Below are 22,542 nucleotides of genomic sequence, written 5' to 3' on the forward strand. Positions count from 1 at the left end.
CCTTATTTAACGCGTTCAGGTTAACGATAGTCGACCCGGCTCCGGGCTGCCCTCCTTCGCGCTTTTTTGGCCGCTCTCCCAGGCCTGCACCATTTGCTTTCGCGCCACGCCCCAGCGGTAGCCGCCCAGCGCCCCACTTTGCTGGATCACCCGGTGGCACGGAATCCAGAGCGCAACCGGATTCGCACCCACGGCGCTGCCGACCGCCCGGGATGCGCCGGGCTTTCCAAGCGCTTTGGCCAGTTGGCCGTAGCTTGCAAGCTCCCCGGCGGGAATCGCGAGCAGCGCGCGCCATACCGCGACCTGAAAATTGGTGCCCGCCACGTGAAGTGATAGCGCCCGCTCGTTAAAATTCGCGCCGTCGAAAAGCGCCTCTACCACGTAGCGCGTGGTCTCGGGCTGGTGAATCAGCCGGCTTTTGGGCCACGCGGCGGTGAGACCGGCGAGCTGCTCCCCCACCCCACCTGCGCCGATAAACCCCAGCCGGCAGATACCCCGCTCGGTGGTGGCCGCCAGCGCTGCGCCAAAGGGGGTTGGGTGAACACCGTAGTAAATGGTGAGTCCTTCGCCCTGTCGCTTGTGCTCGCCCGGTGTCACCGCGTCGAGCGAGACGAAATGATCGTAAAGCCGGGAGCCGCCGCTAAGCCCCACCTCTTGGGCGGCCTGAAGCAGCGAGTCGGTCGAGGCCATCAGCCGCTTGGCGCGCGAAAGGGTCAGCGCCTGCAAAAAACGCTTGGGCGAAACGCCGGCGTAGCGGCGGAAAAGACGCTGGAAGTGGGCGGGGCTCCAGTGCACGTGAGTCGCCACCTCGGCAAGGCTTGGCTGGCACGCCGCGTTCTCCACCATGTAGGCCATCGCCTTTTCGATCCGCCCAAAGTCGTCCATTGCCCGCTCCCTTGTTGCTGACCTTCGAAGCTTAAGCGCTTTTCGACCGGCTGCCGACCCGAATCCTGCGCACTCCTTGATGAAGCCTCGTCACACCTGGCCTTTCGCACCGGCCTGTGACCACATCAATTTTTTACAATACCCGCGCGCCCAGCGCTGAAATACTTCGGGCTCTTGTTAGCAAAGGAGCACCACGATGAGCGTCTCGCTACTGCTGCCGATGTCAGCCTTTGCACTGGCCGCCTCCATCTCGCCGGGCCCGGTCAATTTGGTGTGCATGAGCAGCGGCATCCACTACCGGGTCGCACGGGGCCTGGTATTCGTCACCGGCGCCACGCTTGGCTTTATTGCGCTGTTTTTGAGCGTAGGCGCCGGGCTCTATTCGCTGCTGAGTCTTTGGCCAGCGCTCGAGGTTCTGCTGCGCTGGGCAGGCGTGGCGTTTTTGCTTTACCTAAGTGCCAGGCTTGCGTTGGACAACGGGCGGCTAGCCCAAAACTTCAACGCCCGAGCGCCGGGATTTCTAACCGGCGCGGTGATGCAGTGGCTCAACCCCAAGGCTTGGCTCGCCTCGGCGTCCGGCATCAGCGCCTACGCCGGTGCCAATGCCGAGCACACACTACTGTTTGCCGCGCTCTACCTTCCCATCTGCTGGTTGTCGCTTTCGTGCTGGGTCTTTGCCGGGGCGTTTCTGAAGCGCTACGTGGCCAATCCGACCCTTTTGGTCGTGATCAACCGTGTGCTTGCGTTACTGCTGGCCGTGAGCTGCCTGTTCATCGTGCTGGACTAGCGCAGACTTCCCGGTTGAGTGGGTTCGATACTGATGCGGCGTGGCAGCGAGCAGTCGCTTGAAGGTACGCTGAAAATGGGGCTGGTCGTTGAAACCCAGTGCCAACGCCGTCTCCGCGATGGAATGGCCCTGGTTTAGCCACTCTCGCCCCAGCTGTACGCGCCGGTTGATCAGATAGGCTCGGGGGGTCATGCCGTAGTGATGCTTAAACGCGCGAATCAGGTGTCCACTGCTGTAACCGCTTATACGACAAAGTCGTTCGAGCGTGAGCCGCTCCAGCGCGTGATGATCGAGATAGGCCGCCAAGCGCTCGAGCGGCGCCGGCACCTTCATTGAAGAGCGCTCAGAGCCTGATTGCACGTGAGAAAATACCGCTAAAAGCGTCTCGGTGAGCGCTCCACGTTTGCGCGCAAGGCTTGCGCGCTCGTCCAGCAATAAAGCCGCCATGCGCCGATAACGCCGGTAAAGCACAGGCGTCGACAGCACCGCCGTGGGAATATCCTGCCATTCGGGTGATTTTGAAAGCCCCGAGCGGTAGCGCAGCTCGCTCACCCAGTCGGTATCCACGTACAGCATCAGATACGCCCAGGGCTCCTGCTCGATGGGGTTACAGGCGTGGACCCAGCCCGGGTTCATCATGACCAAATCCCCCGCGCAAATGGCATGAGTGTCATCCCGGTAGTAGAACGTGCTTCTCCCCCGCGTGACTGCGCCAAGCGACCACTGCGCGTGGCTGTGTCGGGCGTAGGCCACCTGACGCGCATCGCCAATGCAACGAAGCTCTACCTGAGGCAGACGCGGATCGCGCCAAAAAAGAGGAGTCGATGCGTTCATCGCCGTACCTTTCGAAAATACGTATTGACCGATTGCCGAAAACGGCAATGCGGAAAGCGTTAGGCCTTTGGCACTGTATCACCTACGCTAAGTGTGGGTTTTAAGCGTCCGGCTCGGGCCACCTCTTCATTCAGGATGATGAAGTCTTGCCAATTAGTCAGGAGGACATCGTGGCTTACAACACGCCCGATCATAAAGATGCCGTTCAACTCTACGCCCGGATGGGCTACGCCTCTCGCGGTATCGTCTATTTGCTGGTCGGGGGGCTGGCGGCGTTGGCCGCCTTCGGCCAGGGCGGACAAACCGAGGGCAGCCGCGGGGCGCTCGAGCGTCTTCTCGCCGCACCGTTCGGTAAGGTGCTGCTTGGGCTGATCGCGCTCGGGCTTTTGGGCTACGCCATGTGGCGCTGCATCCAGGCGATCAAGGACACCGACGCTCACGGTAGTGAGGCCAAGGGCCTTGCCATCCGCGCCGGCCTTTTGATCAGCGCGGTTACCCATACTCTGCTGGCATTTTATGCCGGTACGCTGATCTTTCGTCTCGGTGGCTCCTCCAGCGACTCCGGTGGCTCTGGTGGTTCGCAAGGCACAGTGGGTTGGCTGTTCGAGCAGCCCTTCGGCCGCTACCTGGTCGGCTTCGTGGGGCTTTGCATCATCGGCGCGGGGATCGCTCACTGTATCAAGGGAGTAAAAGCCAAGTTCGACAAACACTTCGACATGCCCGAATCCACCAAGCGCTGGGCGTATCCGGTGTGCCGCTTCGGCCTGATCATACGAGGCATCGTCTTTTTGATCGTCGGCGGGTTTTTCATCACGGCGGCCTATCATATCAACCCAAGCGAAGCGGGCGGCACCGAAGAGGTGTTCTCAGCGCTTCGCACCCAGGCCTTCGGTCAATGGCTACTGGCCTTTGTAGCCATGGGGCTTTTCGCCTTTGGCGCTTACAGCGTGCTGGCGAGTATCTATCGCCGCATCAACCCGGGAATGTAGAAACGCACATGGCCATGGCATCAAAGCGTACCAAAGCGTGGCTTGCGCGCCTGAACGGCTCCAAAAATATGCTCTGGCTTCTAGGTACGCTGTCGTTTCTCGAAACGATCATTTTGCCTATTCCGCTCGAACTCATTTTGATTCCGCTAATGGCGGCCAACCGTGAGCGCATCTGGCGGCTGGCCGCGGTCACCACCGCCGGCTGCCTGCTGGCCTCGCTGGTCGGCTATGGCGTGGGGCTTTTGCTGTTTCAGTCGATCGGCACCTGGTTCATCACCTTTATGGGGATCGAGCAGAGCTTTCAGTCTTTCCAGACGTTTTTCAACCAGTACGGCTTCGCCGCCATTTTGGCCATCGGTATCCTGCCGATTCCGTTCCAGGTGGCCATGATCACCGCCGGGCTTTCGAATTACCCGGTGCTGCTGTTCGCGCTCGCCGCGCTGATCGCTCGCGGGCTTCGATACTACGGGCTGGCCTGGCTGGTCAGCCGTTTCGGTCATCGGGTGCTGGATCTTTGGAAGCGCCACGCCCTGCTGACCAGCGTGGTGGCTGGCGTCGCCGTATTACTGCTCACCCTCATTTTGCAGTTTCTCGCAGGGCAGGTCATGTAAGGCTAGATACCGTACTCCCGCTCGACTTTGGCAATGCGCGTTTTGAAATGCCGGTACCAGAGCCGGTGGCCCAGCCGCTGGGCTTCCTGGTGCTCGGCGTGAGCCTTCCATGCCTTGATCGAGGCGATATCCGCCCAGTAGGAGACCGTCACCCCTACCTCTTCCCGGGCGGCCTCCACGCCCAGAAAGCCCGGCTGCTCGGCGGCGAGCGCCACCATGCGCCCGGCCATTTCGCCGTAACCCTCATCGACACCGGTGCGAATCGAGGTAAAAATCACCGCATAGTAAGGCGGCTCGGGGGTTTCGGCGATTAAAGACATGGGTGAAGTCCTGTGGTCGTCTGGGCCTTTAAATCCTAAGCGTGGCGATCGCGCCCGAGCAAGCCTAAAACTCCTTTTTTCTCAATCGATTATAAAATGTCCGTAAATGTCCGCTTTCTGGCCGAAGCACGTATCGTGGCAGTGGCGCTGTCTCGTTAAGCTCTCGTTTCACTCAGCCAGGAAGCCTGCCATGACTCACCCAACGACCGCTTTACTCTTGATCGATGTTCAAGCCTCCTTTCCCGCCAAGGAGTACTGGGTACAATCGCTTTTCGAGGCCTGGCGCCCTCATCAGCGCGCCCTGCTGGAGTGCGCCAAGGCGCTGAATATTCCCATCGTGCGGATCTTTCACGAGGCCCCGGGAAGTCACGGGCCTTTCGACCCCGATCATGGCCTGATACGCCCGCTCGACGATTTCGAAGATGATGCGGCCGCGACCTTCCACAAGCGCGTACATAACGCGTTTAGCGATACCGGGCTCGAACAGTGGCTACGCGAGCGCGACATCTCGCGCCTGGCGATTAGCGGTATTCGTACCGAGCAGTGCTGCGAAACCACCGCGCGGGTCGGCTCGGATCTGGGATTTGCGGTCGACTTCGTCAGCGACGCCACGCTCACCTTCCCCATGACGCGCCACGGTGTGACCTGGTCTGCCGAGGATATCAAGGCGCGCACGGAGCTGGTGCTGGAGGGCCGCTTTGCGCGTATCATCGATACTCAAAACATGATCGATGAGTGGCAAACCCGGCGTGACTAGCTTTCGACCCTTGAATTCGCCGCCCGTAGGTGAGAATGCCCCCCTGCGGGTGGCGGTGCTAATGATGCCAGGCCAGGTGCCGCTCGATCTGATCGGACCGCTGCAGGTACTGCACTGCGCCGAACGCCTCTCCTTGAGCGTTGAGATCAGCTACCTGGGTCCGAGCACGGCGCTCGAGTGGCTGGGGCCTCTTACCCTGGGCGGCATCGCGCCGCTGCCTTTGGAGCTTTCGCATCACCACTTGCTGCTGATCCCGGGTCAGTATCGCAGCGCGGTCGACCCGTTAGCCCAGCGGGCGTGCATCGAGTGGCTGAGAGCCAACGTTAACCAGGTCGACACCATGATGACGGTGTGTTCCGCTACCCTGTTGTTGGCCGAGGGCGGCCTGCTTGACGGCCGCCGCTGCACCACCCACCACACCCTGTTGGATCAGCTGCGCGAGAAGGCGCCGAAGGCCCGCGTGCAGGGCGACTGTATCTTCATCGAAGACGGGCGCTATTTAACCAGTGCGGGTATTTCCACGGGTATCGATACCATGCTGCACTGGTTGACACGCGTGGGCGGCCACGCACTGGGGCTTTCTGTGGCGCGCGAAATGGTACTCTATTTACGCCGCAGCGGTCAGGAGCCCCAGCTCGGCGCTTGGCTGGAAGGCCGTAATCACGTGGATGAGCGTATTCATCGCGTGCAGGACGCCATTTGCGCCGCACCCGCGAAGGCCTGGCGGGCAGAGGTGCTGGCGTGCCAGGCCGCCATGAGCGAGCGACATTTCCGCCGTCAGTTCAAACAGCTGACCGGCATGCAGGTAAGCGACTACATCAGCGGTTTGCGACTACAGCGTGCCAAAACCCTGATGGTGGAAACTACCTGGACGCTCGGCCGCATCGCCGACGAGACCGGCTTCGGTGATGAGCGCCAGTTTCGCCGCTGCTGGGCGCGCCTGGAGACGCGCCCGCCCAGCGAGTGGCGCCGCGCCCATCCCGGCCAAGCGGTAGCGACTACAGCGCCAGCACAATTTGAATTGCCATGACGATTATGCACACAAGCCCCACGCCGTAGGCGATGGTGCGCCAGGGCTGAAGGCGTGCAAGATACGCGAGCGTATGCGCGTAGCGCGCCGCGGTGAACCCCATGAACAGCCACATGGCAAGCCCGGGCGACGCCCCAACCAGCACGTAGGCCATGCCCAGGGCCAAAAAGATGGGGATATTCTCCAGATCGTTGGACCAGGCCTTGCTCGCCTGCTGCACCTGAGGGAGCTCCTCCTGTGCTGGCTCCTTCCCTGCCATGCGCGCGTCTTCGGGGGTCTTAAAGGTCATTTTGGTAATGCGGTGATACCCCTGATACAGCCCGGTCGCCCACATTTTGACAAATAGCAGCACCGTCGCCATGGCGTACCAGTAAACAGCGTCATCCATGAAGGCCTCCTTGTATCGGTTGATGGCCGCCGCGACAAACCCTGCCACGGCTTAAAGCCACTGTAAGCATAGCCGACGCTTGTACTAGCGGGGGAAACACCGCCGGTGTTCAATAGGCCCTCATCGAGAGTTTTTAGGCAGCTACCCCATGCGCGATGTGATTTTGCCAGACAGTGCGGCCCGGCTGAATTTTTTCCCGCGCCCGCCCAGTGCCGGGCTCTCCCCTTGGGTGCAGTGCCATTGGAGGCTCGAGCGTAGCCCCGGCTTTGCGGGCAGCGAGAAGCTCTACCCCGATGCCGGCGCCAGCCTCACCATCACACTCGACCCGCTCAACCCGACGATCACGCTGTGTGCCAACCGCCATACCCTTTTTGAGACATGGGATACGCCCGCTCGCAAACTGGGGGTTCGTTTCAGGCCCGCCGGCGCCCATGCCCTACTGGGGCTTTCGCCATCGCGCTTTACCGACACTCACTACCTTCTGGATGACAGTGAACGCTCGCCGCCCTGGCAGGCAAGCCTTTCGCGCGTGGCCGAGCGGCTCTATCGTTTGACGCCTGATGAGGGCCTGGCGCTGTTGGATGCCTGGCTATGCCAGCGGCTAACGACGCTTACGGCGCCCAGCCGGACGCCACAGTTGGTCGAAGCGCTTTCGCGGCTTTCCTGCTCGCCACTAGAGGCGGGAGCGCGGCTCGGGCTATCGAGGCGCACGCTGGAGCGCCGGCTCGAGCGCGAGGCAGGTGTCTCCCCCGGCCAATTAATGGCGTTTGCTCGGCTGCACTACGCTCGCCGCGCGTTGATCGGTTCCCGCCAGCCTCTGGCACAGATCGCCCTGATCTGCGGCTATCACGACCAGGCGCACTTCAGTCACGCTTTTAAGCGTTTCGCGCTGGAAGCGCCCGGCGCCTACCGGCAGCGCAAACTGTCGCAAATCTACAAGGCGTAGCGCGCGAGGTACCCTACGCTGGCGCTTCATTCACTGATGAGGCCTCCCCCATGACCGAACGTTTATCGCGCCAGCAGGTGTACCAACTCGCTCCGTGGCTCAAGGCCCCATTAATCACGCTTTCACGCCTCGCCCCAAAGAGCCGTGTGACCCCGGCCATCAAGCATCTGGTGGAGCTGCGCGTTTCGCAGCTCAACGGATGCGCCTTTTGTCAGCGCCTGCACGCCGAAGAGGCGCGCGACAGCGGCGAGCGCCAGGCGCGGTTGGACGTGCTGCCGGTGTGGGCGGAGGTAGACGCGTTCGACCCGCTCGAGCGCGCGGCACTAGCCTGGGCCGAGGCGCTGACGCTGGTTCACCAGCACGCTATCGATGACGCGACCTTTGATCAAACACTCGCCGCATTCGGCGAGCGCGATCTGCTCGCGCTTACCTCTATCGTGATCGCCATGAACGGCTGGAACCGGCTAGCGGTCGGTATGCGGTTCGCCCCGGATAGGGGAATGTAAGCGGCGATTGCTCACATTTTGAGGGCCTTTTGATACCGGGCTTCTAAAAGCCCAAGCGCTCGTTTACCATGCGCCACCCCCTTCTCGAGCGCTGCCCGTCATGTCCGCCAATGCCCTGTATACCGATCTTTCTCGTTACTACGATGTCATGTGCGAGGAGATCGACTACCCGGCGCAGAGCCGCGCCGTAGAGCGCTTGAATCAGCTCTTCGGCAACGGCGGGCGCCGCCACCTTGATCTGGCCTGCGGTACCGGCCCTCATGTGCGCCATTTTCTCGATGCAGGCTTTGAAAGCACCGGGCTCGACCTCAACCCGCCCATGCTAAAACAAGCCGCCAGGCGCTGCCCAGAGGCGCGTTTCAGCCAGCAGGATATGGGCGACTTCGTCGTCGACGAGCCGCAGGATCTGATCACCTGCTTTCTCTACTCGATTCACTACAGCGCGGACGTCGAGCGCCTCAAGGCGTGTATCGAAAGCGCCTGGCGTGCGCTCGAGGCGGGCGGCGTGTTCTGTTTCAACGCCGTGGACAAGGAGAAGATCGACAACGCCCTTTCGGTCAAACACACCGCGCGCCGGGAAGAGGATACGTTTACGTTCACCTCGGGTTGGCACTACTCAGGCCAGGGTGAGCGCCAGTCGCTAAAGCTCAGCATCGAGAAAATTACCGCCGGGCAGAGCGAACGCTGGGTCGATGAGCACGCCATGGTCGCCGTGAACTTTGGCGAGCTGGTCGCGCTATTAAGGCCCTACTTCACCGTCGAGGTGTTCGAGCATGATTTCGAGGCGATCACGCCCTGGAACGGCGAGACGGGCAACGCGCTGTTCGTGTGCGTAAAGGGGTAGCGCGACGCTGAAAACGTCGGCTACTGCACGTAGTAGCCGCTTACCCGCCAGGCCCCATCCTCGAGGTGCGGCGTGACGGTCTCGGTCACTTGCCTGTTAGCGAAGCTGGTTTGAAAGGTAAAAACCTTGAGATCCCCGCGGGGCGCGCCGGGCATGGAGGTTTCGCTGATCACGCGCAGCGGGCGGCGCGACTCCACCGGCCCCATGTCCTTTCGCGCAAGTTCTACGGTGCGCGCCAGCATGTCCGGCGATAGCGGGCGCTGCAAAAGCGGAGACGACGATTCCCAGGCTTTCTCGAACTCGCCACTATCGATGCTGGCAAGCCAGGCCATCACCGCCGTTTCCGCGGGGTCGCTGTGGGCATTGGCGTGGGCGGGTAGCACGGATAAAGCGAAAGCCGCTATTAAGGCGCGGTGCGAAGTAGGCATGAAGGCCTCGTATAAAAAAACGGGTGTCTTCTTTATATCGGTCGTGCGGCAGCGGGCTTTAGCCCGTACTACGCCTTATAGAGCGCAAAACGCTAACCTTTATTTATTCAGCAGGCGTGGGTGCCAGCGGCTGGTGCCGTATTTGCTTTAGCCTGGCCTTGTCACTAGGGTAGTCAGCGGAGCCACCTCTCACGCTCCCCCGCATATCGCCCTCTCAAACCGGCGGTATGCAATCCAGCCGGCTATCAATAATTAAAAACGGCATATAAAACGACATTCGCAAGGAAATCATCATGTCCTACCCACACGCATGCCAGTTCAAGCGGCTGGCACTCGGGCTTAGCGTTTTTGCGGCCATGCTCTCCAGCGCCCAGGCGCAGACCAGTGACGCTCAAACCATCGACGAGCTGCGCGCTCAGCTCAATCAGATGCAGCAGCGCATCGAGCAGCTCGAGCGCCAGCAGTCCCAGGGTGCATCGAATAATGATCAATCGATGGCATCGAATCAGGGCATTTCCGGCCAGAACAGTTCCGACCAGAGCAACTCCAGCCAAAGCGGCTCTAGCCAAACCGGCTCGACTCAAAGCAACGCAAGCCAGGACGCTTATGGCGAAGGCACCGCCACCGGTACCTCGGCCAACGGCGAAGAGGCCCAACTGGCCCAGCAAAACCAGCAAGCGCTGGAAGAGATGCAGCAGGTCGAAATTGGCGGGCTGCTCGAACTCAGCGGCAGCGTCAACGACTGGGACAGCCAGAGCAAGGACACCTCGGGCGATCTCGACTTCGGCAAGTTCGTCGTCACCGTTCAGGGCGAAACCGGCGCTATCGACTACTCGATGGCCTACCGCTTCTACAACGACTACCACTTTTTGCAGCACGGCTGGATCGGCTATAACCCCACCGAGCAAGACTCGTTCAAGCTGGGCTTGGTGCAAACGCCCTTCGGCAACATGGACTACGGTTACCTGGGCTGGTACGGCAACCTGGGGTATATCGCGGGCTTCAACGATAACCAGAATGCCGGCCTAAAGTGGGACCACTCCGCCGGGCCTTGGGACACCTCGCTTGCGTTTTTCAAAAGCGACAGCCTGGGCAATGGCAACGAGCACTACGGCGCCAACGCCGTAGGCGATAGCGCCCAGGGCAACAGCGAAGAGAATCAGGTGGCAGCCCGCGTGGGCTACACCTTCGGCCATGACACCGACTACGCCACCCAGGTGAACGTGTCAGCGAAAGGTGGTCAGCTCTACAACCGCAACACCGAACGTAGCGGCGACAACTGGTCGGCAGCACTCGGCGTGGACGGAAGCTACGGCAACTGGCGCACTCTGGCCCAAGCCACCACCTACGAGTACAACGCCAAAAACCCGGCAGAGAGTACATCGGGCATTTCCGACAACGCCCTGCAGATCGGTGCGTTCAACTTCAACTACCTGATCCCCGCCCAGGGCGAGATCTACTCGGCAAGCGTAGGCTACAGCCTGGACGTGGACTGGGGCCCGGTCGAAAGCCTCTTCTTCTTCAACGACTTCAGCGTTATCGATCCATCGGGAGACTTTACCGCCCTCAACGGTGGCTTCGGTGACCAGCAGAACCCGATGGTCAACGATTTGGGCGTGCAGATGACCGCCGGACCGTTCTTCGCCTGGTTCGATATCGTCTCGAACAAGAACGGGCTGGACTACTTCGGCTCGCCGGTCGACGACCGCTGGAACACCGCGTTTTTGACCAACTTCGGCTTCGAGTTCTAACTCTCCCCCAACGCCAAAGGCCACCTGTTAAGGTGGCCTTTTTGGTGTCGAGCGCTACCGCTTAGGAAGCCGGCGACGCTGGACGGTGCTGGTGTTGCAGGCCCATCAGAAAGGTGCGCAGCACCTGGTCCTTACACTCGCGGTAGTTCTTGTGGCTGGGCTTGCGAAAGAAGGCGCTCAGCTCGTGGGCACTCAGCGGCAATCCTTCACTTTCGAACAGCGCCAGAATGTCTTCGGCCTGCAGGTTCAAGGCGATGCGCAGCTTCTGAAACACCTGGTTATTGGTGAGGCTGGACTCCGGCGTCGGCGCCGGGCCTTCACGCTTGCCGCGCTTGTGGCTGATGAAACCATTCAAGAACCCCGCCAGATCCTTGTCTCGCATTGACTTGACGGCCTCATCGTCATCCTTTTTTAGCCAGGCGGTGACCTGCTCTAGCGACACATGGACGTCAGCCAGCTTGAAAATGGTCACGATGGCGGTGTCCTTCAGGTCGAAGGCGTAGCGAAGGCGGCGAAAAATATCGTTATTGGTCAACGTTTAATCCTAACGGGAGGTCAGCGTGGCCAAAAGCGCGTCGATCTCGGCTTTTAGCTCGTCGTCTTCGATGTGCGCGGCGCTGGCTTTGGCCTGGCGCAGGCTCTTGAGGGCGGCATCCGACTCATCGAGTTCCACCTGAAGTGTCGCCATGGAGTAACCGATCGAGGCGACGTAATCCGGTAAGGGCCGGGCCGCGGCTTTATCCAGCGCTTTCTGGTAAAGCGCTAGCGCCTCATCTGATTCTTCGGTGAAGTCCGCCAGCGTTTCCCACTGTTCCGGGTGATCCTTCTCGGTGTACTCGTTGTCGATACAGATCGCCTCGAGCTCGCCATAAAGCGCCTCGAACGCCTCACGGTCCTCCTTGTGAGCCGCGCGCATCAGCTTTTCGGCCAATTCATACACGGCCTTGTGAAGTTTGGTGTTGATCATCGTGTCTAACGATCCCTTGTCCAGAAATTCAAAACGCGGGGAGTCGCGTTCGTACTGGCGCCATCTTAAAGCCAAACGAGCCCGCTGTACGGTTTTGTCGCAATCGATGTCAGCCGGCTTCTTAAGCTACCCACGTGAATTTCCAGCTTGTGGCCATCCGGGTCCAGCAGATAGAACGAGGCGCCCTCACTGGTGTTCTCTTTCCATCGGGTAACGCTACGCGCTTCGAGCCGCGCGCAAAAGGCCTCGAACTCGGCCTCGCCGACATCGAAGGCGATATGGGTGTAGTCGATCTTTGAATCCGGCTCGTCGACCGAGAGGCACAGCCACAACTCACCCGCCGAGAGATAAGCGCCGTTATCCCACTTCACGTGGCCGGTGAGACCCAGCGCTTGGGTATAGAACTCGAGCGAGCGCTCGAGATTGCTCACGGCGAGGGTGATATGGTTCAGGCCCGTGATCATGTAGCGCTCTCCCGTCGTTGTTAATCGCTCAGAGGCGGTGCCTGCTGATCGCACAACCTCTCGAAGTGCCAGGTCTGCACGGTTTGGCCCGTTTCAAGCTATTGAATGAACATGATCATGGCAGGCCGTCGTGGCCAGGCTCTCCATAAAATTCATTGTGCCTGGTCAACAAGACCCCAGGATCACTCACGCGAGCTGATGCTCCGTCAGGCGATTGCCTGCCTTCCACTGCGCCCGCGTCTGACGGTAGACCCGGACGGGGCGATCGTGAAACGTGATGAGCTCGCGCTCAACCAACCCCGCCTTGAGCGCCACCTTCCGGGAGGCCAAGTGATCGGGCTCGACCAACGCGACGATGGAAGACAGTGCCATGTCTTCGAAGACGTGGGCAAGTACTGCTCTGGCGGCCTCGGACGCCAGCCCCTGATGCCAGTAGCGCGTGGCTAGCCGATAACCCAGCCCGATCTCCTGGCGACCATCGATCTCTTCCGGGCCAAGGCAGCAAAAGCCGATCAGCGCACCGGAGGCTTTCTCGATCAGCGCCCAGGGCCCAATGTCGTGAGCCGCGAAACACTCGAGCCCCCACTGAATGAACTGTCGCGTCATGGCCTCATCGCACACGCCGCGAATCGAATATTTCATGACATCGGGGTCGCCGATAACGCGGACAAGCGACGGCACATCGCTCATCGATAGCGGACGCAGCCATAGCCGCTGCGTTTCGAGATTTTTCACCCTGCCTCCCTGTGCATGATGACAACGCTATATGAGTACTCCCTTATTCGACTATCTCATAGTGGCGCTGGGCATGACAGGTCAACCTGCCCCATTCGGAGCGCGCGACCCGCTGCTGGTGATACTCGAATGCGGCGCGATCCACGAAGGTTTCATGAACGTTATAGCGGTACGTGTCGGTGATATCCTGGGTGACGTCGAAAGTGATACACCCCGGTTCTTCCCGAGTCAGACGTCGGTGATTGACGAGCTCGTGCTGGACCGCCGCAAGATCACGTTAGGGGATCAGAATGTAGCCTTTCAGAACCAGCCTTGGTATGTCGTTTCCTTTATCGCGTTTCGGGTGCCCTCTTAAGGAGCCTCACCAGGCCGGGTAAATTCACGGCGCGCCTGGTCGATCACCAGCCGCATGAAACACTCCTCCGCGTGATCGTTGATCAGCCCCATCGCCTGCATGAAAGCGAACACCGTGGTGGGGCCGACAAACTTCCACCCGCGTTTCTTGAGATCTTTCGAGAGCGCCACTGAAGTCGGCGACGTGGAGACACTTTGCGGGCTGGCGATCTCACCTTCCTCTGGCTCGAAGCGCCAGAAATACGCCGCCAGCGCCCCCTGCTCTTCGACCATCCCGCAAGCGCGCCGGGCGTTATTGATCACCGCCTCGATCTTGCCGCGATGGCGAACGATGCCGGCGTCCTTGAGCAGGCGCTCGACATCGCTTTCATCGAAAGCGGCCACCCGATAAAAATCGAACCCGGCAAACGCCGAGCGAAAATGCTCGCGCTTGGCCAGAATCGTGCGCCAGCTCAGCCCCGCCTGAAACCCTTCCAGGCTGATCTTCTCGAACAGTCGCTGATCATCGGCGACCGGAAAACCCCACTCAAAATCGTGATAAGGCTCGAGCACGTCAGGTGCTACCGCGCACCAAGCGCAGCGGCGTTTTCCGTCCAGGCTTTGAGTAGTCTTGTCCATCAACTCGGCATCCGATCAGTCAAAACGAGTAAGCAGCTTAAAAGTGGCGGCTTGATGTGTGATACTTTGGCGTGCACGACGGCCTCACAGTAGCCTATAAGCAGGTGAAAAAACCTTGAAGACCCGTAAGCGATCAGCGCTACGATGCAAGTCCACTCTCTGTCATGTTTCCTTTACTAGAGCACCACTGTTCCCGCGTCTGACGATACATCCGCAACGTGCAGCCGTGATATTCCTGAATCTCGAAATGATCGAATCCTGCTTTCGCGGCGACTTTTTGCGAGGCCGTATGTTCTGGCTCGATCAGGGCAACGACTGAGGGCAGCGACTTCTCGTTGAACGCCTGATCGAGCACTGCCCTTGCCGCCTCGGGAGCAAAGCCCTGATTCCAGTAGCGCGCGGCCAGCCGGTATCCCAGCATGATCTCTTCAACGCCACCGATTTCTTCAGGGCTGTCGCCGCAAAAACCGATCAGCAGGTTAGTATCCTTTTCCACCAGCGCCATTGGGCCCATTCCGTGGGCTGCATAGCACGTACAGCACCACTCGATGAATTGGCGTGTGGCCGCTTCATCGAATACACCGCGCATGGAATATTTCATGACCTCTGGGTCACCCAGAATCGAGGTGAGAGCCGACATATCGTTTAGAGAAAGCGGACGAAGCCGCAGCCTGCAGGTTTCAAGGTGGCGCATCCCTTTTCCTCGTCTCGCTTGCGACATTGATAAGCTATTGCTTATTAAGTTATCGCATACCGGCACGCCATTTGACAGAGCCTGGCGGGGCCACAATGATGCCACTCGCAGAGTGAGAACGTCTGGTGTCAATCGAGTAGACGATATAGCCTCAGCGCATCCATGTGTTGCAGGCCATTTTCGATGATCGGTTCGGAATAATTTTCCAGGAAATGATTTTTCAAGACTCGATCGACTCTGAATCCGTGGCGCTGATAATAGGTCAGTTGATAGCCGAACGCCCCGGTATTGAGTTCTACCCGCTGCATGTTCCTGGCTTTCAGCTCACCTAACGTAAAGCTCAGCAAGCCAGAGCCTATCCCCTGCTTCTGAAACGGCGGGTATACCGCGATATTGATAATTTCGGCGGTCTTCACACCGATCGGTTTAACGATACATGCGCCAATCGTTTCACCCGCGCTGTGCACGGCGAAGCAACACGCGTTCTTACGATAGGATGCAATGCTGCGCTCGGAGGGATCCGCTACAAGTAAAAGCGGAAGGGGAACCTCGCCGGCGCTCACCTCTTTGTAGTCCACGTTCACCTCGAAAAAAATACGCCAAATGATTGTGCGGCAGTCTTGATTAGCGTCCGGCGTACTGCAGAATCTCGTAGGAGTAGGCGTATTGGAAGGTGCCGGTCAGATCAATACAGGAAAGGTCTTCGCGTAGTTCGGACACAATGGCGTTCAGGTCCTTGCCCTTTCGCACGGCGTCTTCGATATTCGACTGCGTGGTGAGATACCTCACCAGAGAGTCGAGCAAGAATGTTATCGGCAGCCAGCCCTTTTCGCTTGCAAGAGTGCAGAGTTCGGGGTCGTCGGCGAGCTTCATGTTTTCGTAGCAAGTACGTGGCGGTGATGGATATCGTGTCAGATAGTCGTTACGAAACCATTCGTTGAACAGGTGCGATACAACGGCTTTTCCACCTGGTGTCATTCTCAGCATCTATTTAAATAATTAAATCTGCATGGCCCAAGAGAACAAGCCTTTTTTTGCCCTCGACGCGTTCTCTCGCCCACTATCAAAATCTTCCCTACAAGGATAAAAGCAGAGCATTGACACTTTGATGAATACGTATTTTCCCAATAGGGATAAAAACGCTATACTAGCGCTTATTCGATTCATTTTTTCCTGATAAGGAAAAAAAATAGCCTATGAGTACTTCTCGGATTCCCGCTAGCGCTACGCCCTTGACCGTTACCCGCGCAGAAGACCTGGGCCTGCTCATCCGCCAAACGCGCAAACGCCAAGCGCTGACCCTTGAAACCCTGGCCGGGCTTTGTGGCGTGAGCATACGCTTTCTCAGCGAGTTGGAAAACGGCCGAGCCTCCTGCGGTTTGGGGCGGGTTCTGCTGGTACTGGAAACGCTGGGAATCGAGCTTTCGGCACAGCCTACGGATATCGATACATGATGCCTGATCACTTGAGCGTTTGGTCCGGCCGAAAACGGGTTGGCGCGCTGTGGCGCGGCGGTGATGGTCGTTTAATGGGGTTCGAATACGATGCCCAATGGCAGGTCAACGGGCACGCCATCTCCAATAGCTTGCCCCTTGACCAACGCCTCTGGCCGCCCGAGACGCTGACGGCCCACCACTGGTTCGGCAACCTGCTTCCCGAAGAGCAGGCACGGGCCGCGCTGATCCGCCAACTAGGTATTCCCGATGACGATTTTGCGCTACTGGCCGCGATCGGCGGTGATTGCGCCGGCGCGCTCCTGGTTTTGCCGCCTCACCTCACCCCCAATGCGCTAGAGAAACATTCAGCAAGCGTGCCTCTCTCACCGACCGATCTCAACGAATGGGCGAGCTTCAAACAGCGCTACGCGCTTTTTCACCCTTCTGCAGACGCTGTCCAGCCGCGCCTGTCACTAGCCGGGGCCCAGGATAAAATACCGGTCATCTGGCAAAACGAACGTTTCCACTTGCCCCAAGGGTTGTCGCCTTCGTCCCACATCGTTAAATTCGCGGTCGAGGGGCGCGACCTGATCATCTATAACGAGCTGTATCTTAATACGCTAGCAAGCCTGGTAGGTCTGCCCTGCCCGGCCACGTTCGTACGCCATATGGGAAAACACGCGCTACTGATCGTCGAGCGTTTTGATCGCAATACAGTAAACGGACAACGCGTACGGATACATCAGGAAGATTTATGCCAAGCCCTAGGCATTGCCCGCACACGAAAATACCAAGAGCATGGCGGGCCGCATTTTGCAGCGTGCATACAGCGCGTTAGGGAGGTCTGCAAACCGCCGGCCCTCGCGCTTACGCAGTTATTGCGCTGGCAAATTTTCAACGCGCTCGTCGGCAATAGCGACGGACACGCAAAGAACGTGTCACTACTTCAGGATGATAAAGGTAAGTGGCACATGGCACCGGCCTACGACCTGGTCGGAACGGTGGTACTGGGGTTCGATCCACATCTCGCCTTTTCCATCGGCGAACAAACCAACTCTCAGCAGCTTTTGCCACGTGACTGGCAGGCGCTGGCCGCGCAAAGTCGCATGAGCTACCCCTTCATCAAGCGCGAAATCGAGCGACTGCGTCAAAGCCTTCTGGCATGCAGCGATTCAAACGAGCTCAAGAGCCGCTTGCTGACGGCCGGCCTGCCCGAAAAAGGCTGGACACGTCTTCAGCAGCAGCGCCAGCATATCCACAAGCAGTGTCGAAAGGCAGAGCGTTGGTAAATATATAGCGCATCAATGTATTTCAGCACCCGGCCACGTTGAGTCAGAAAAACCCACTAGACTTGGCTAACGCGTACCGATTTCGATGACGACACCAAGGATGGTCATGGCCGCTTATTTTCACCTTCTCCACACACACCGTGCGCTTCGCTTTCTTGCCCCAATACTGCTGCTGGGTATGCTGCTGAGCGCCTTCGCCTACGCCGGCGACGATGCTACCGCCCCGGTGGAGCCGAGAGGCGAATCGCCAGCAGGGCAAATCGAAACCACGCCCTCGCCGCAAAAGGATGCGGAGATCGCCCAGCGCATTGGCGGCATCTTTTCCGAGATCGACGGGCTTTCCGCAGTCGATGTTAGCGTGACCCAAGGGATCGTGACGCTCTCTGGTGAAACGGCCAACGAGCGTAAGGCGCAGCAGGCGGTGGGCTTGGCCAACCGGCTCACCGACGTGGTCATGGTTAACGACACGATCGACCGCACTCTGGATGTACAGGACAACGTCGCCACCGCCTACCAGGGGCTACGCGCGCGGGGCCAGAGCCTTTTGCGGGCGCTTCCGCTGATAGTGGTGGGCTTTTTGATTTTTGGCGCGGTTGCGTGGTTCGGGGCGTGGCTCTCGAATCGCAAGCACTTGTGGCAGCGCGTGACGCCCAACCCTTTCGTCGCGGAGCTGGTGGCGCAAACGGTCAAGGTCGTGTTCATGGTGCTGGGGCTGATCATGGCGTTGAGCCTGGTCGGCGCTGAAACCATCATCGGCACGCTCTTGGGCGGCGCCGGGGTGATCGGTATCGCGATCGGCTTTGCGGTCAAGGACACCATCGAGAACTACATTGCCTCACTCATGCTCAGCATCCGCCAGCCCTTCCAGGCCCGCGATCACGTGGTCATCAACGACCGTGAAGGCATCGTGGTGCGCCTGACCTCGCGCGCCACCATCCTGATGACGCTGGAAGGCAACCAGCTGCGCATTCCTAACGCCGACGTGTTCAAGGGCATCATCCTCAACTACACCCAAAACCCGGAGCGCCGCTTCGATTTCGAGCTGGGCGTGGACGCCAACGACGACCCTCTGGCTGCCATCAAGGTTGGCCTCGATGCATTAAACGGGCTGCCCTTCGTGCTGGGCGAACCCAAGTCCGTGGGTGTCATCACCAACGTGGGGGATTCCAACATCGTGCTGGAGTTTCAAGGCTGGGTGAACCAATCCACCACGGATTTCGGTAAGGCGCGCAGCATCGCCATCCGCGAAACCAAGCACGCGCTGGAACACCACGGCTTCACTCTGCCCGAGCCGATCTATCGGCTCAGCTTTCGCCCGGAGCTCGAAGAGTCGCTCGCGCGTCTTCAAAATGGAAAGCTTATTGAGCCCAACCCGACCCGGCCCGAGGCCGCTTCCAGCGAGCCGGCCCTCGATACCGCCGCTGACAAGGAGAAACAGCAGGCCAGGGCGCGCGCCCAGCGCATACTCGAGGGTGAACAGACCGACGGCGTGTTCGACGCACGGCCCGACGAGAAGCTGATGAAAAAGGTCGAAGAGGAGATCGCACAGACCTCCAGTGAAACCGATTTGTTAAGCAAGCGCCAAGACCGAGAGTAGACGAGCCGATCAACCCCTAACGAACTCGGCGGCGCCAGCCGAGAAAAGACTCGAGCCCGCGCAGAACCGCGTGCCACCTAAACGTAGGGGCCCAATGAATCCTTACAGTGATGAAAAGATCGTCGATTCCTGGCACAAGAATGCCGCGCCGTGGACCAACGCAGTGCGAGACGGATATATCGAAAGCCGCAAACTCGTGACCGACGAGGCGATCCAGCAGGCCGTGCTGAGCCGCTCGCCCAACACCGTGCTCGATATCGGCTGCGGTGAAGGGTGGCTCGTTCGCGAACTCGCGCCTTACGTGCAACGTCTGGTCGGGGTCGACGCCATACCGGCCCTCGTCGAGCGTGCCCAAGCAGCGGGCCAAGGAGATTTTCGCGTTTTAACCTATGAGGCGATCGCCGCCCACGCCATCGATGAGACGTTCGATGCGGTGGTGTGTAATTTTTCGCTGCTCGGTCAGGCGTCGGTAGACGGGTTGTTCAGCGTCGCACCCACGCTTTTAAAACCCGGCGGCGTGTTTATCGTACAGACGCTGCATCCCGCGATGTCGGAAATTTCGCCTTACCTCGATGGCTGGCATGAGGGCTCGTGGGCAGGCTTCGATGACAACTTTACCGACCCGGCGCCCTGGTATTTTAGAACGCTCGGCAGTTGGATGAAGCTGTTTTCGAATAACGGTTTGCAACTGCTCGATGTTCGCGAACCGATCCATCCCAAAACGCAGAAACCTGCGTCGATCATTTTCATTGGGGCTCACCGGTGAAGAAGTGCCAAGCGCCTTCACCCTTTATTCAAGAGGCGCTTCAACTGCTTCATTAGCTATTGCTTGTAAAAAAAGCCTCGCACTTTATGATGACCCGTTAGCCATGTACTGACTTACAAGAAAGCGGGTATTCATCGGGTGCATTGGGGCAAACGTTTTGAAAAAAATAGCAGGAATCGGGTGTTGGCTGGTTGGCGTGCCGTTCTTTGCGCAAGCAAGCCTTCACCTCCCGGAAGAGACGACCGTCGAAGGCGGCCGCTTTTATGTGGGGACGGATTTTGGTGAACAGGACTACATTGGTAACGCCAACCTGTCTACCGAATCATTTCAGATAATGACCACAGAAGTCCCCTACCGGCTCTACCGATACGTGCAGACCTGGGCACTGGCGCACGGCTATGCGCTCAACGATGCCTGCAATGGCGCCACGCTCGACGGCTGTGAATCAGACAGCCACGATAACGGTCAGCATCCTGCCGTCAACGTCACCTGGTGGGATGCCATCCTGTTTGCCAATGCCCTGAGCGAACATCAGGGGCTGGCCCCCTATTACCTGAATGCCGACGGAGCGCCTCTCAAGGACGCACCTCAAGATGATAGCGTCAACATAACGAGAGCGTCCGACGCCTCGGGGTACCGATTGCCGGATATGGTCGAGTGGCACGTCGCGGCCCGAGGTGGCCATCAAGGAGTAGCGGACGGCTCCTACGCCTACCCTCACGCGGGAGGCGCGCAACCGGCCACCGTGGCCAACTTTCCCGCTGAAAATGGCACCGTCTCGGGCACACTGCCCGTGGGCACTAAACGGCCCAACGCGCTGGGGCTTTACGATATGAGCGGTAACGCAGCGGAGTGGATCGACGAAAGAAATCATTACGCACGGGGTATCCCGCTGTACTACTTCTGCGGCGGCAGTTTCCAACAGGCCGTCGATAACATGCTATCGGGCTGCGATGTACATTCCCCGCGCTTTGGCATGCCCGACATTGGCTTCAGGCTGATCAGAGCCGCCCATGATTAAAAGATTCTTAGTGAGTGTGGCGATGCTTTTCAGCAGCGCTGCCGCGGCGTCTTCCCACATCGAGCTGGACGCCGGCATCAATCGTATCGATCTCAACGGCAACGGTCGCGAAGATTACGTCGTGGCTTCGATATTCGATCGAAACATGTCGTACAGCCATCACGCGCTCACCTTCTTCATCCACCTACCCAGCGACGAGTTCGCCATTGTGCCCGCTACCGATCGCGATACCTTCACTTGGCTCGATCATCGAGTTTTCTCGGGTGCCATCATCGTTCGGGATAACCAGCTCTTCGAATCCGAAGGTGAGGTGTTTTTGGTCGTCGCGCGAAAACATCTCGAGGGGGCCGACGTGTTCGGCCCCGGCCATTTTACGTTCGAGGTGTATGGCCTGCGAGAATTCAGCCAACACCCCGGTACCCCTCTCTACCAATGGTCGCGCTTGAAGACGTTCGAGTCGGCCGAGCCTCATCTCTCTGCCGAACAGGCTTTTGAAGAAATCGACGATCACGTTTTACCAGGCGCTACTCGATGATATCGAGATCCTCGCCCAGAATGACGTTGCCATCGTAGTTCGCCTTGACCTCATCGACCACGCCGTCGATAGGCGCGCCGTAATGGAGGACGTGAGTGAGTACGAGAATGCCTGGGTTAGCCTCGGAGGCGATATCGGCAAGTTCGTTGGTCAGCGTATGCGCGTACTGATGATAGGCCTGCCAGTCGGGTGAGAGATCGCTCCATCCATCACGGCTGATCACTTCGTGGATAAGTACATCAGCACCCTGCGCTTGGCGAGCGACTTCGCTATTGGCCGAAGTGTCGCCCGAAATAACGATCGTTTTGTCCGGTGTCGTCACCTTGAAACCATAAGCTGCCTCCCAATCGCCATGTGAGACGGGGAATGCCTCGACCCGCAGGCCGTTTTCCTCGAACACGGTGCCGGGGGCTTCGAACTCACTGACGTTGGCTCTGGCTGCATCAGGATTGGTCACCGGGCTCTTGTCACTCAAGCGCGTTTCGGTATCGAGAGCGAGAAGTTGATAAGCGCCCTCACTCATTTGGCGAGTGCCAACCGGGCCGAAAAGGTTGATAGGGTTTTCTCTGCGCCACCAGTAGGTGCCCAGTAATTCGGGAAAATCGAGAATGTGATCGCTGTGAAGATGGGTTAGAAACACATGATCGATATTCGGCGGATACAGCGCCTCGATGTCGTACTGCTCAAAGGCCTGGATCGCCCGCTGAGTCACGCCCGCTCCGATATCGAAAACGTAGGCCTCACCGTCATAAACGACGGCGACACTGGCACCCGCGCGCTCTCCATTGGGCACCGGTGTTCCCGTGCCAAGCATGATAACGTCCGTATCGGCGCTAGCCGCTGCCTTAAACGCTAGAGCGGCGCCCAGTAAGGCTGCTAGTGGGTACACCTTTTTTATACTCAGCATCGTTCCCCCTTAATAACCGTAAAGTCCACCATGTGAACAAAAATACGTTTCATGAACTTAATGCTATCAAGGGTTTAACTAAT

At 59.0% G+C, this 22,542-nt stretch carries 30 protein-coding genes; 16 read left to right on the forward strand and 14 right to left on the reverse strand.

Annotated elements, in window-relative coordinates; all coding sequences use genetic code 11:
* Positions 1-15 precede the first annotated feature (15 nt).
* Complete coding sequence (locus tag MQW23_RS16665; RefSeq protein WP_252109336.1) at positions 16-885, reverse strand: methylated-DNA--[protein]-cysteine S-methyltransferase; 870 nt, start codon at positions 883-885, stop codon at positions 16-18.
* Positions 886-1,081: 196 nt separating this feature from the next.
* On the opposite strand from MQW23_RS16665, the gene MQW23_RS16670 reads away from it, so the two are divergent.
* The gene (locus MQW23_RS16670; protein WP_252109337.1) at positions 1,082-1,672 is read left to right on the forward strand and encodes a LysE family translocator; all 591 of its coding nucleotides are present in this window, start codon (positions 1,082-1,084) and stop codon (positions 1,670-1,672) included.
* Here the strand turns inward: MQW23_RS16670 and MQW23_RS16675 are convergent.
* Positions 1,631-2,506 carry an AraC family transcriptional regulator gene (locus MQW23_RS16675; protein ID WP_252109338.1) on the reverse strand — a complete coding sequence of 292 codons (876 nt, stop codon included), beginning with the start codon at positions 2,504-2,506 and terminating at the stop codon, positions 1,631-1,633. The two genes, MQW23_RS16670 and MQW23_RS16675, sit on opposite strands and share 42 nt — an antisense overlap.
* Positions 2,507-2,676: 170 nt before the next feature.
* On the opposite strand from MQW23_RS16675, the gene MQW23_RS16680 reads away from it, so the two are divergent.
* A complete protein-coding gene (locus MQW23_RS16680; protein ID WP_252109339.1) occupies positions 2,677-3,495 on the forward strand; it encodes a DUF1206 domain-containing protein in 819 nt (272 codons plus the stop codon).
* A gap of 8 nt (positions 3,496-3,503) precedes the next feature.
* Complete coding sequence (locus MQW23_RS16685) at positions 3,504-4,106, forward strand: YqaA family protein (protein WP_252109340.1); 603 nt, start codon at positions 3,504-3,506, stop codon at positions 4,104-4,106.
* 2 nt (positions 4,107-4,108) lie between these two features.
* Here the strand turns inward: MQW23_RS16685 and MQW23_RS16690 are convergent, their stop codons facing one another.
* Complete coding sequence (locus tag MQW23_RS16690) at positions 4,109-4,426, reverse strand: antibiotic biosynthesis monooxygenase family protein (RefSeq protein ID WP_252109341.1); 318 nt, start codon at positions 4,424-4,426, stop codon at positions 4,109-4,111.
* Positions 4,427-4,616: 190 nt separating this feature from the next.
* Between MQW23_RS16690 and MQW23_RS16695 the strand changes: the two genes are divergently transcribed.
* Together MQW23_RS16695 and MQW23_RS16700 are read left to right on the forward strand one after the other, a co-directional pair.
* Positions 4,617-5,183: an isochorismatase family protein gene (locus tag MQW23_RS16695; RefSeq protein ID WP_252109342.1), complete on the forward strand. Its 567-nt coding sequence runs from the start codon at positions 4,617-4,619 to the stop codon at positions 5,181-5,183.
* A gap of 61 nt (positions 5,184-5,244) precedes the next feature.
* On the forward strand, positions 5,245-6,213 hold the full coding sequence (locus MQW23_RS16700) for a GlxA family transcriptional regulator (RefSeq protein WP_252109343.1): 969 nt from the start codon (positions 5,245-5,247) through the stop codon (positions 6,211-6,213).
* Here MQW23_RS16700 and MQW23_RS16705 read toward each other — a convergent pair.
* On the reverse strand, positions 6,182-6,601 hold the full coding sequence (locus MQW23_RS16705) for an MAPEG family protein (protein WP_252109344.1): 420 nt from the start codon (positions 6,599-6,601) through the stop codon (positions 6,182-6,184). The two genes, MQW23_RS16700 and MQW23_RS16705, sit on opposite strands and share 32 nt — an antisense overlap.
* A 148-nt stretch (positions 6,602-6,749) precedes the next feature.
* Between MQW23_RS16705 and MQW23_RS16710 the strand changes: the two genes are divergently transcribed.
* From MQW23_RS16710 to MQW23_RS16720, 3 genes are all read left to right on the forward strand, one after another.
* Positions 6,750-7,547 (forward strand): helix-turn-helix domain-containing protein, encoded by a 798-nt coding sequence (locus MQW23_RS16710; RefSeq protein WP_252109345.1) that lies wholly within the window; start codon positions 6,750-6,752, stop codon positions 7,545-7,547.
* A 50-nt stretch (positions 7,548-7,597) separates the two neighbouring features.
* Positions 7,598-8,053 carry a carboxymuconolactone decarboxylase family protein gene (locus tag MQW23_RS16715; RefSeq protein WP_252109346.1) on the forward strand — a complete coding sequence of 152 codons (456 nt, stop codon included), beginning with the start codon at positions 7,598-7,600 and terminating at the stop codon, positions 8,051-8,053.
* Between the two features lie 100 nt (positions 8,054-8,153).
* Complete coding sequence (locus MQW23_RS16720) at positions 8,154-8,897, forward strand: class I SAM-dependent DNA methyltransferase (RefSeq protein ID WP_252109347.1); 744 nt, start codon at positions 8,154-8,156, stop codon at positions 8,895-8,897.
* A 20-nt stretch (positions 8,898-8,917) separates the two neighbouring features.
* Here MQW23_RS16720 and MQW23_RS16725 read toward each other — a convergent pair whose 3' ends face one another.
* Positions 8,918-9,325 (reverse strand): DUF4019 domain-containing protein, encoded by a 408-nt coding sequence (locus tag MQW23_RS16725; protein ID WP_252109348.1) that lies wholly within the window; start codon positions 9,323-9,325, stop codon positions 8,918-8,920.
* Between the two features lie 293 nt (positions 9,326-9,618).
* Between MQW23_RS16725 and MQW23_RS16730 the strand changes: the two genes are divergently transcribed.
* A complete protein-coding gene (locus MQW23_RS16730) occupies positions 9,619-11,076 on the forward strand; it encodes a hypothetical protein (RefSeq protein WP_252109349.1) in 1,458 nt (485 codons plus the stop codon).
* Between the two features lie 61 nt (positions 11,077-11,137).
* On the opposite strand, the gene MQW23_RS16735 is transcribed toward MQW23_RS16730, so the two are convergent.
* The 4 genes from MQW23_RS16735 to MQW23_RS16750 form a co-directional block, all read right to left on the reverse strand.
* Positions 11,138-11,611 carry a YehS family protein gene (locus MQW23_RS16735; protein ID WP_252109350.1) on the reverse strand — a complete coding sequence of 158 codons (474 nt, stop codon included), beginning with the start codon at positions 11,609-11,611 and terminating at the stop codon, positions 11,138-11,140.
* Positions 11,612-11,620: 9 nt separating this feature from the next.
* The gene (locus MQW23_RS16740; protein WP_252109351.1) at positions 11,621-12,043 is read right to left on the reverse strand and encodes a tetratricopeptide repeat protein; all 423 of its coding nucleotides are present in this window, start codon (positions 12,041-12,043) and stop codon (positions 11,621-11,623) included.
* 65 nt (positions 12,044-12,108) lie between these two features.
* Positions 12,109-12,507, reverse strand: a complete 399-nt coding sequence (gene fos / locus MQW23_RS16745) for a fosfomycin resistance glutathione transferase (RefSeq protein ID WP_252109352.1) — start codon at positions 12,505-12,507, stop codon at positions 12,109-12,111.
* 186 nt (positions 12,508-12,693) lie between these two features.
* A complete protein-coding gene (locus tag MQW23_RS16750) occupies positions 12,694-13,242 on the reverse strand; it encodes a GNAT family N-acetyltransferase (RefSeq protein WP_252109353.1) in 549 nt (182 codons plus the stop codon).
* Positions 13,243-13,273: 31 nt separating this feature from the next.
* Here MQW23_RS16750 and MQW23_RS19580 point away from each other — a divergent pair, with 31 nt between their 5' ends.
* Positions 13,274-13,597, forward strand: a complete 324-nt coding sequence (locus MQW23_RS19580) for a hypothetical protein (RefSeq protein ID WP_442908620.1) — start codon at positions 13,274-13,276, stop codon at positions 13,595-13,597.
* On the opposite strand, the gene MQW23_RS16760 is transcribed toward MQW23_RS19580, so the two are convergent.
* The 4 genes from MQW23_RS16760 to MQW23_RS16775 form a co-directional block, all read right to left on the reverse strand.
* The gene (locus MQW23_RS16760) at positions 13,594-14,214 is read right to left on the reverse strand and encodes a DNA-3-methyladenine glycosylase I (protein WP_252109354.1); all 621 of its coding nucleotides are present in this window, start codon (positions 14,212-14,214) and stop codon (positions 13,594-13,596) included. The genes MQW23_RS19580 and MQW23_RS16760 overlap by 4 nt on opposite strands.
* A gap of 139 nt (positions 14,215-14,353) precedes the next feature.
* The gene (locus MQW23_RS16765) at positions 14,354-14,908 is read right to left on the reverse strand and encodes a GNAT family N-acetyltransferase (RefSeq protein WP_252109355.1); all 555 of its coding nucleotides are present in this window, start codon (positions 14,906-14,908) and stop codon (positions 14,354-14,356) included.
* Between the two features lie 128 nt (positions 14,909-15,036).
* A complete protein-coding gene (locus MQW23_RS16770) occupies positions 15,037-15,486 on the reverse strand; it encodes a GNAT family N-acetyltransferase (protein ID WP_252109356.1) in 450 nt (149 codons plus the stop codon).
* A 46-nt stretch (positions 15,487-15,532) separates the two neighbouring features.
* On the reverse strand, positions 15,533-15,886 hold the full coding sequence (locus tag MQW23_RS16775) for a hypothetical protein (protein WP_252109357.1): 354 nt from the start codon (positions 15,884-15,886) through the stop codon (positions 15,533-15,535).
* Between the two features lie 218 nt (positions 15,887-16,104).
* Between MQW23_RS16775 and MQW23_RS16780 the strand changes: the two genes are divergently transcribed.
* From MQW23_RS16780 to MQW23_RS16805, 6 genes are all read left to right on the forward strand, one after another.
* Positions 16,105-16,362 carry a helix-turn-helix domain-containing protein gene (locus tag MQW23_RS16780; protein WP_252109358.1) on the forward strand — a complete coding sequence of 86 codons (258 nt, stop codon included), beginning with the start codon at positions 16,105-16,107 and terminating at the stop codon, positions 16,360-16,362.
* Complete coding sequence (locus tag MQW23_RS16785; RefSeq protein WP_252109359.1) at positions 16,359-17,633, forward strand: type II toxin-antitoxin system HipA family toxin; 1,275 nt, start codon at positions 16,359-16,361, stop codon at positions 17,631-17,633. The genes MQW23_RS16780 and MQW23_RS16785 overlap by 4 nt, the downstream gene beginning before the upstream one ends.
* Before the next feature lie 106 nt (positions 17,634-17,739).
* Positions 17,740-19,230 carry a mechanosensitive ion channel family protein gene (locus MQW23_RS16790; RefSeq protein WP_252109360.1) on the forward strand — a complete coding sequence of 497 codons (1,491 nt, stop codon included), beginning with the start codon at positions 17,740-17,742 and terminating at the stop codon, positions 19,228-19,230.
* Positions 19,231-19,324: 94 nt separating this feature from the next.
* Positions 19,325-19,996 carry a class I SAM-dependent DNA methyltransferase gene (locus tag MQW23_RS16795; RefSeq protein ID WP_252109361.1) on the forward strand — a complete coding sequence of 224 codons (672 nt, stop codon included), beginning with the start codon at positions 19,325-19,327 and terminating at the stop codon, positions 19,994-19,996.
* Between the two features lie 196 nt (positions 19,997-20,192).
* A complete protein-coding gene (locus MQW23_RS16800; protein ID WP_264297501.1) occupies positions 20,193-21,017 on the forward strand; it encodes a formylglycine-generating enzyme family protein in 825 nt (274 codons plus the stop codon).
* Positions 21,010-21,552 (forward strand): carbapenem self-resistance protein CarG family protein, encoded by a 543-nt coding sequence (locus MQW23_RS16805; RefSeq protein ID WP_252109362.1) that lies wholly within the window; start codon positions 21,010-21,012, stop codon positions 21,550-21,552. Before MQW23_RS16800 ends, MQW23_RS16805 begins: the two co-directional genes overlap by 8 nt.
* Here MQW23_RS16805 and MQW23_RS16810 read toward each other — a convergent pair.
* Positions 21,542-22,366 (reverse strand): MBL fold metallo-hydrolase, encoded by an 825-nt coding sequence (locus tag MQW23_RS16810; RefSeq protein ID WP_252109363.1) that lies wholly within the window; start codon positions 22,364-22,366, stop codon positions 21,542-21,544. The two genes, MQW23_RS16805 and MQW23_RS16810, sit on opposite strands and share 11 nt — an antisense overlap.
* Positions 22,367-22,542: the final 176 nt, after the last annotated feature.

The organism is Halomonas sp. S3-1-1, from assembly GCF_023757625.1.
Taxonomy (GTDB): domain Bacteria; phylum Pseudomonadota; class Gammaproteobacteria; order Pseudomonadales; family Halomonadaceae; genus Vreelandella.

Bases quoted from the DNA above. Each gene is read 5' to 3' on its own strand.
- MQW23_RS16665 (WP_252109336.1), bottom strand. From the start codon at position 885: ATGGACGACTTTGGGCGGATCGAAAAGGCGATGGCCTACATGGTGGAG.
- MQW23_RS16670 (WP_252109337.1), top strand. From the start codon at position 1,082: ATGAGCGTCTCGCTACTGCTGCCGATGTCAGCCTTTGCACTGGCCGCC.
- MQW23_RS16675 (WP_252109338.1), bottom strand. From the start codon at position 2,506: ATGAACGCATCGACTCCTCTTTTTTGGCGCGATCCGCGTCTGCCTCAG.
- MQW23_RS16685 (WP_252109340.1), top strand. From the start codon at position 3,504: ATGGCCATGGCATCAAAGCGTACCAAAGCGTGGCTTGCGCGCCTGAAC.
- MQW23_RS16690 (WP_252109341.1), bottom strand. From the start codon at position 4,426: ATGTCTTTAATCGCCGAAACCCCCGAGCCGCCTTACTATGCGGTGATT.
- MQW23_RS16695 (WP_252109342.1), top strand. From the start codon at position 4,617: ATGACTCACCCAACGACCGCTTTACTCTTGATCGATGTTCAAGCCTCC.
- MQW23_RS16700 (WP_252109343.1), top strand. From the start codon at position 5,245: ATGATGCCAGGCCAGGTGCCGCTCGATCTGATCGGACCGCTGCAGGTA.
- MQW23_RS16705 (WP_252109344.1), bottom strand. From the start codon at position 6,601: ATGGATGACGCTGTTTACTGGTACGCCATGGCGACGGTGCTGCTATTT.
- MQW23_RS16710 (WP_252109345.1), top strand. From the start codon at position 6,750: ATGCGCGATGTGATTTTGCCAGACAGTGCGGCCCGGCTGAATTTTTTC.
- MQW23_RS16715 (WP_252109346.1), top strand. From the start codon at position 7,598: ATGACCGAACGTTTATCGCGCCAGCAGGTGTACCAACTCGCTCCGTGG.
- MQW23_RS16720 (WP_252109347.1), top strand. From the start codon at position 8,154: ATGTCCGCCAATGCCCTGTATACCGATCTTTCTCGTTACTACGATGTC.
- MQW23_RS16725 (WP_252109348.1), bottom strand. From the start codon at position 9,325: ATGCCTACTTCGCACCGCGCCTTAATAGCGGCTTTCGCTTTATCCGTG.
- MQW23_RS16730 (WP_252109349.1), top strand. From the start codon at position 9,619: ATGTCCTACCCACACGCATGCCAGTTCAAGCGGCTGGCACTCGGGCTT.
- MQW23_RS16740 (WP_252109351.1), bottom strand. From the start codon at position 12,043: ATGATCAACACCAAACTTCACAAGGCCGTGTATGAATTGGCCGAAAAG.
- fos (WP_252109352.1), bottom strand. From the start codon at position 12,507: ATGATCACGGGCCTGAACCATATCACCCTCGCCGTGAGCAATCTCGAG.
- MQW23_RS19580 (WP_442908620.1), top strand. From the start codon at position 13,274: ATGAGTACTCCCTTATTCGACTATCTCATAGTGGCGCTGGGCATGACA.
- MQW23_RS16760 (WP_252109354.1), bottom strand. From the start codon at position 14,214: ATGGACAAGACTACTCAAAGCCTGGACGGAAAACGCCGCTGCGCTTGG.
- MQW23_RS16765 (WP_252109355.1), bottom strand. From the start codon at position 14,908: ATGCGCCACCTTGAAACCTGCAGGCTGCGGCTTCGTCCGCTTTCTCTA.
- MQW23_RS16775 (WP_252109357.1), bottom strand. From the start codon at position 15,886: ATGACACCAGGTGGAAAAGCCGTTGTATCGCACCTGTTCAACGAATGG.
- MQW23_RS16780 (WP_252109358.1), top strand. From the start codon at position 16,105: ATGAGTACTTCTCGGATTCCCGCTAGCGCTACGCCCTTGACCGTTACC.
- MQW23_RS16785 (WP_252109359.1), top strand. From the start codon at position 16,359: ATGATGCCTGATCACTTGAGCGTTTGGTCCGGCCGAAAACGGGTTGGC.
- MQW23_RS16790 (WP_252109360.1), top strand. From the start codon at position 17,740: ATGGCCGCTTATTTTCACCTTCTCCACACACACCGTGCGCTTCGCTTT.
- MQW23_RS16795 (WP_252109361.1), top strand. From the start codon at position 19,325: ATGAATCCTTACAGTGATGAAAAGATCGTCGATTCCTGGCACAAGAAT.
- MQW23_RS16805 (WP_252109362.1), top strand. From the start codon at position 21,010: ATGATTAAAAGATTCTTAGTGAGTGTGGCGATGCTTTTCAGCAGCGCT.
- MQW23_RS16810 (WP_252109363.1), bottom strand. From the start codon at position 22,366: ATGCTTGGCACGGGAACACCGGTGCCCAATGGAGAGCGCGCGGGTGCC.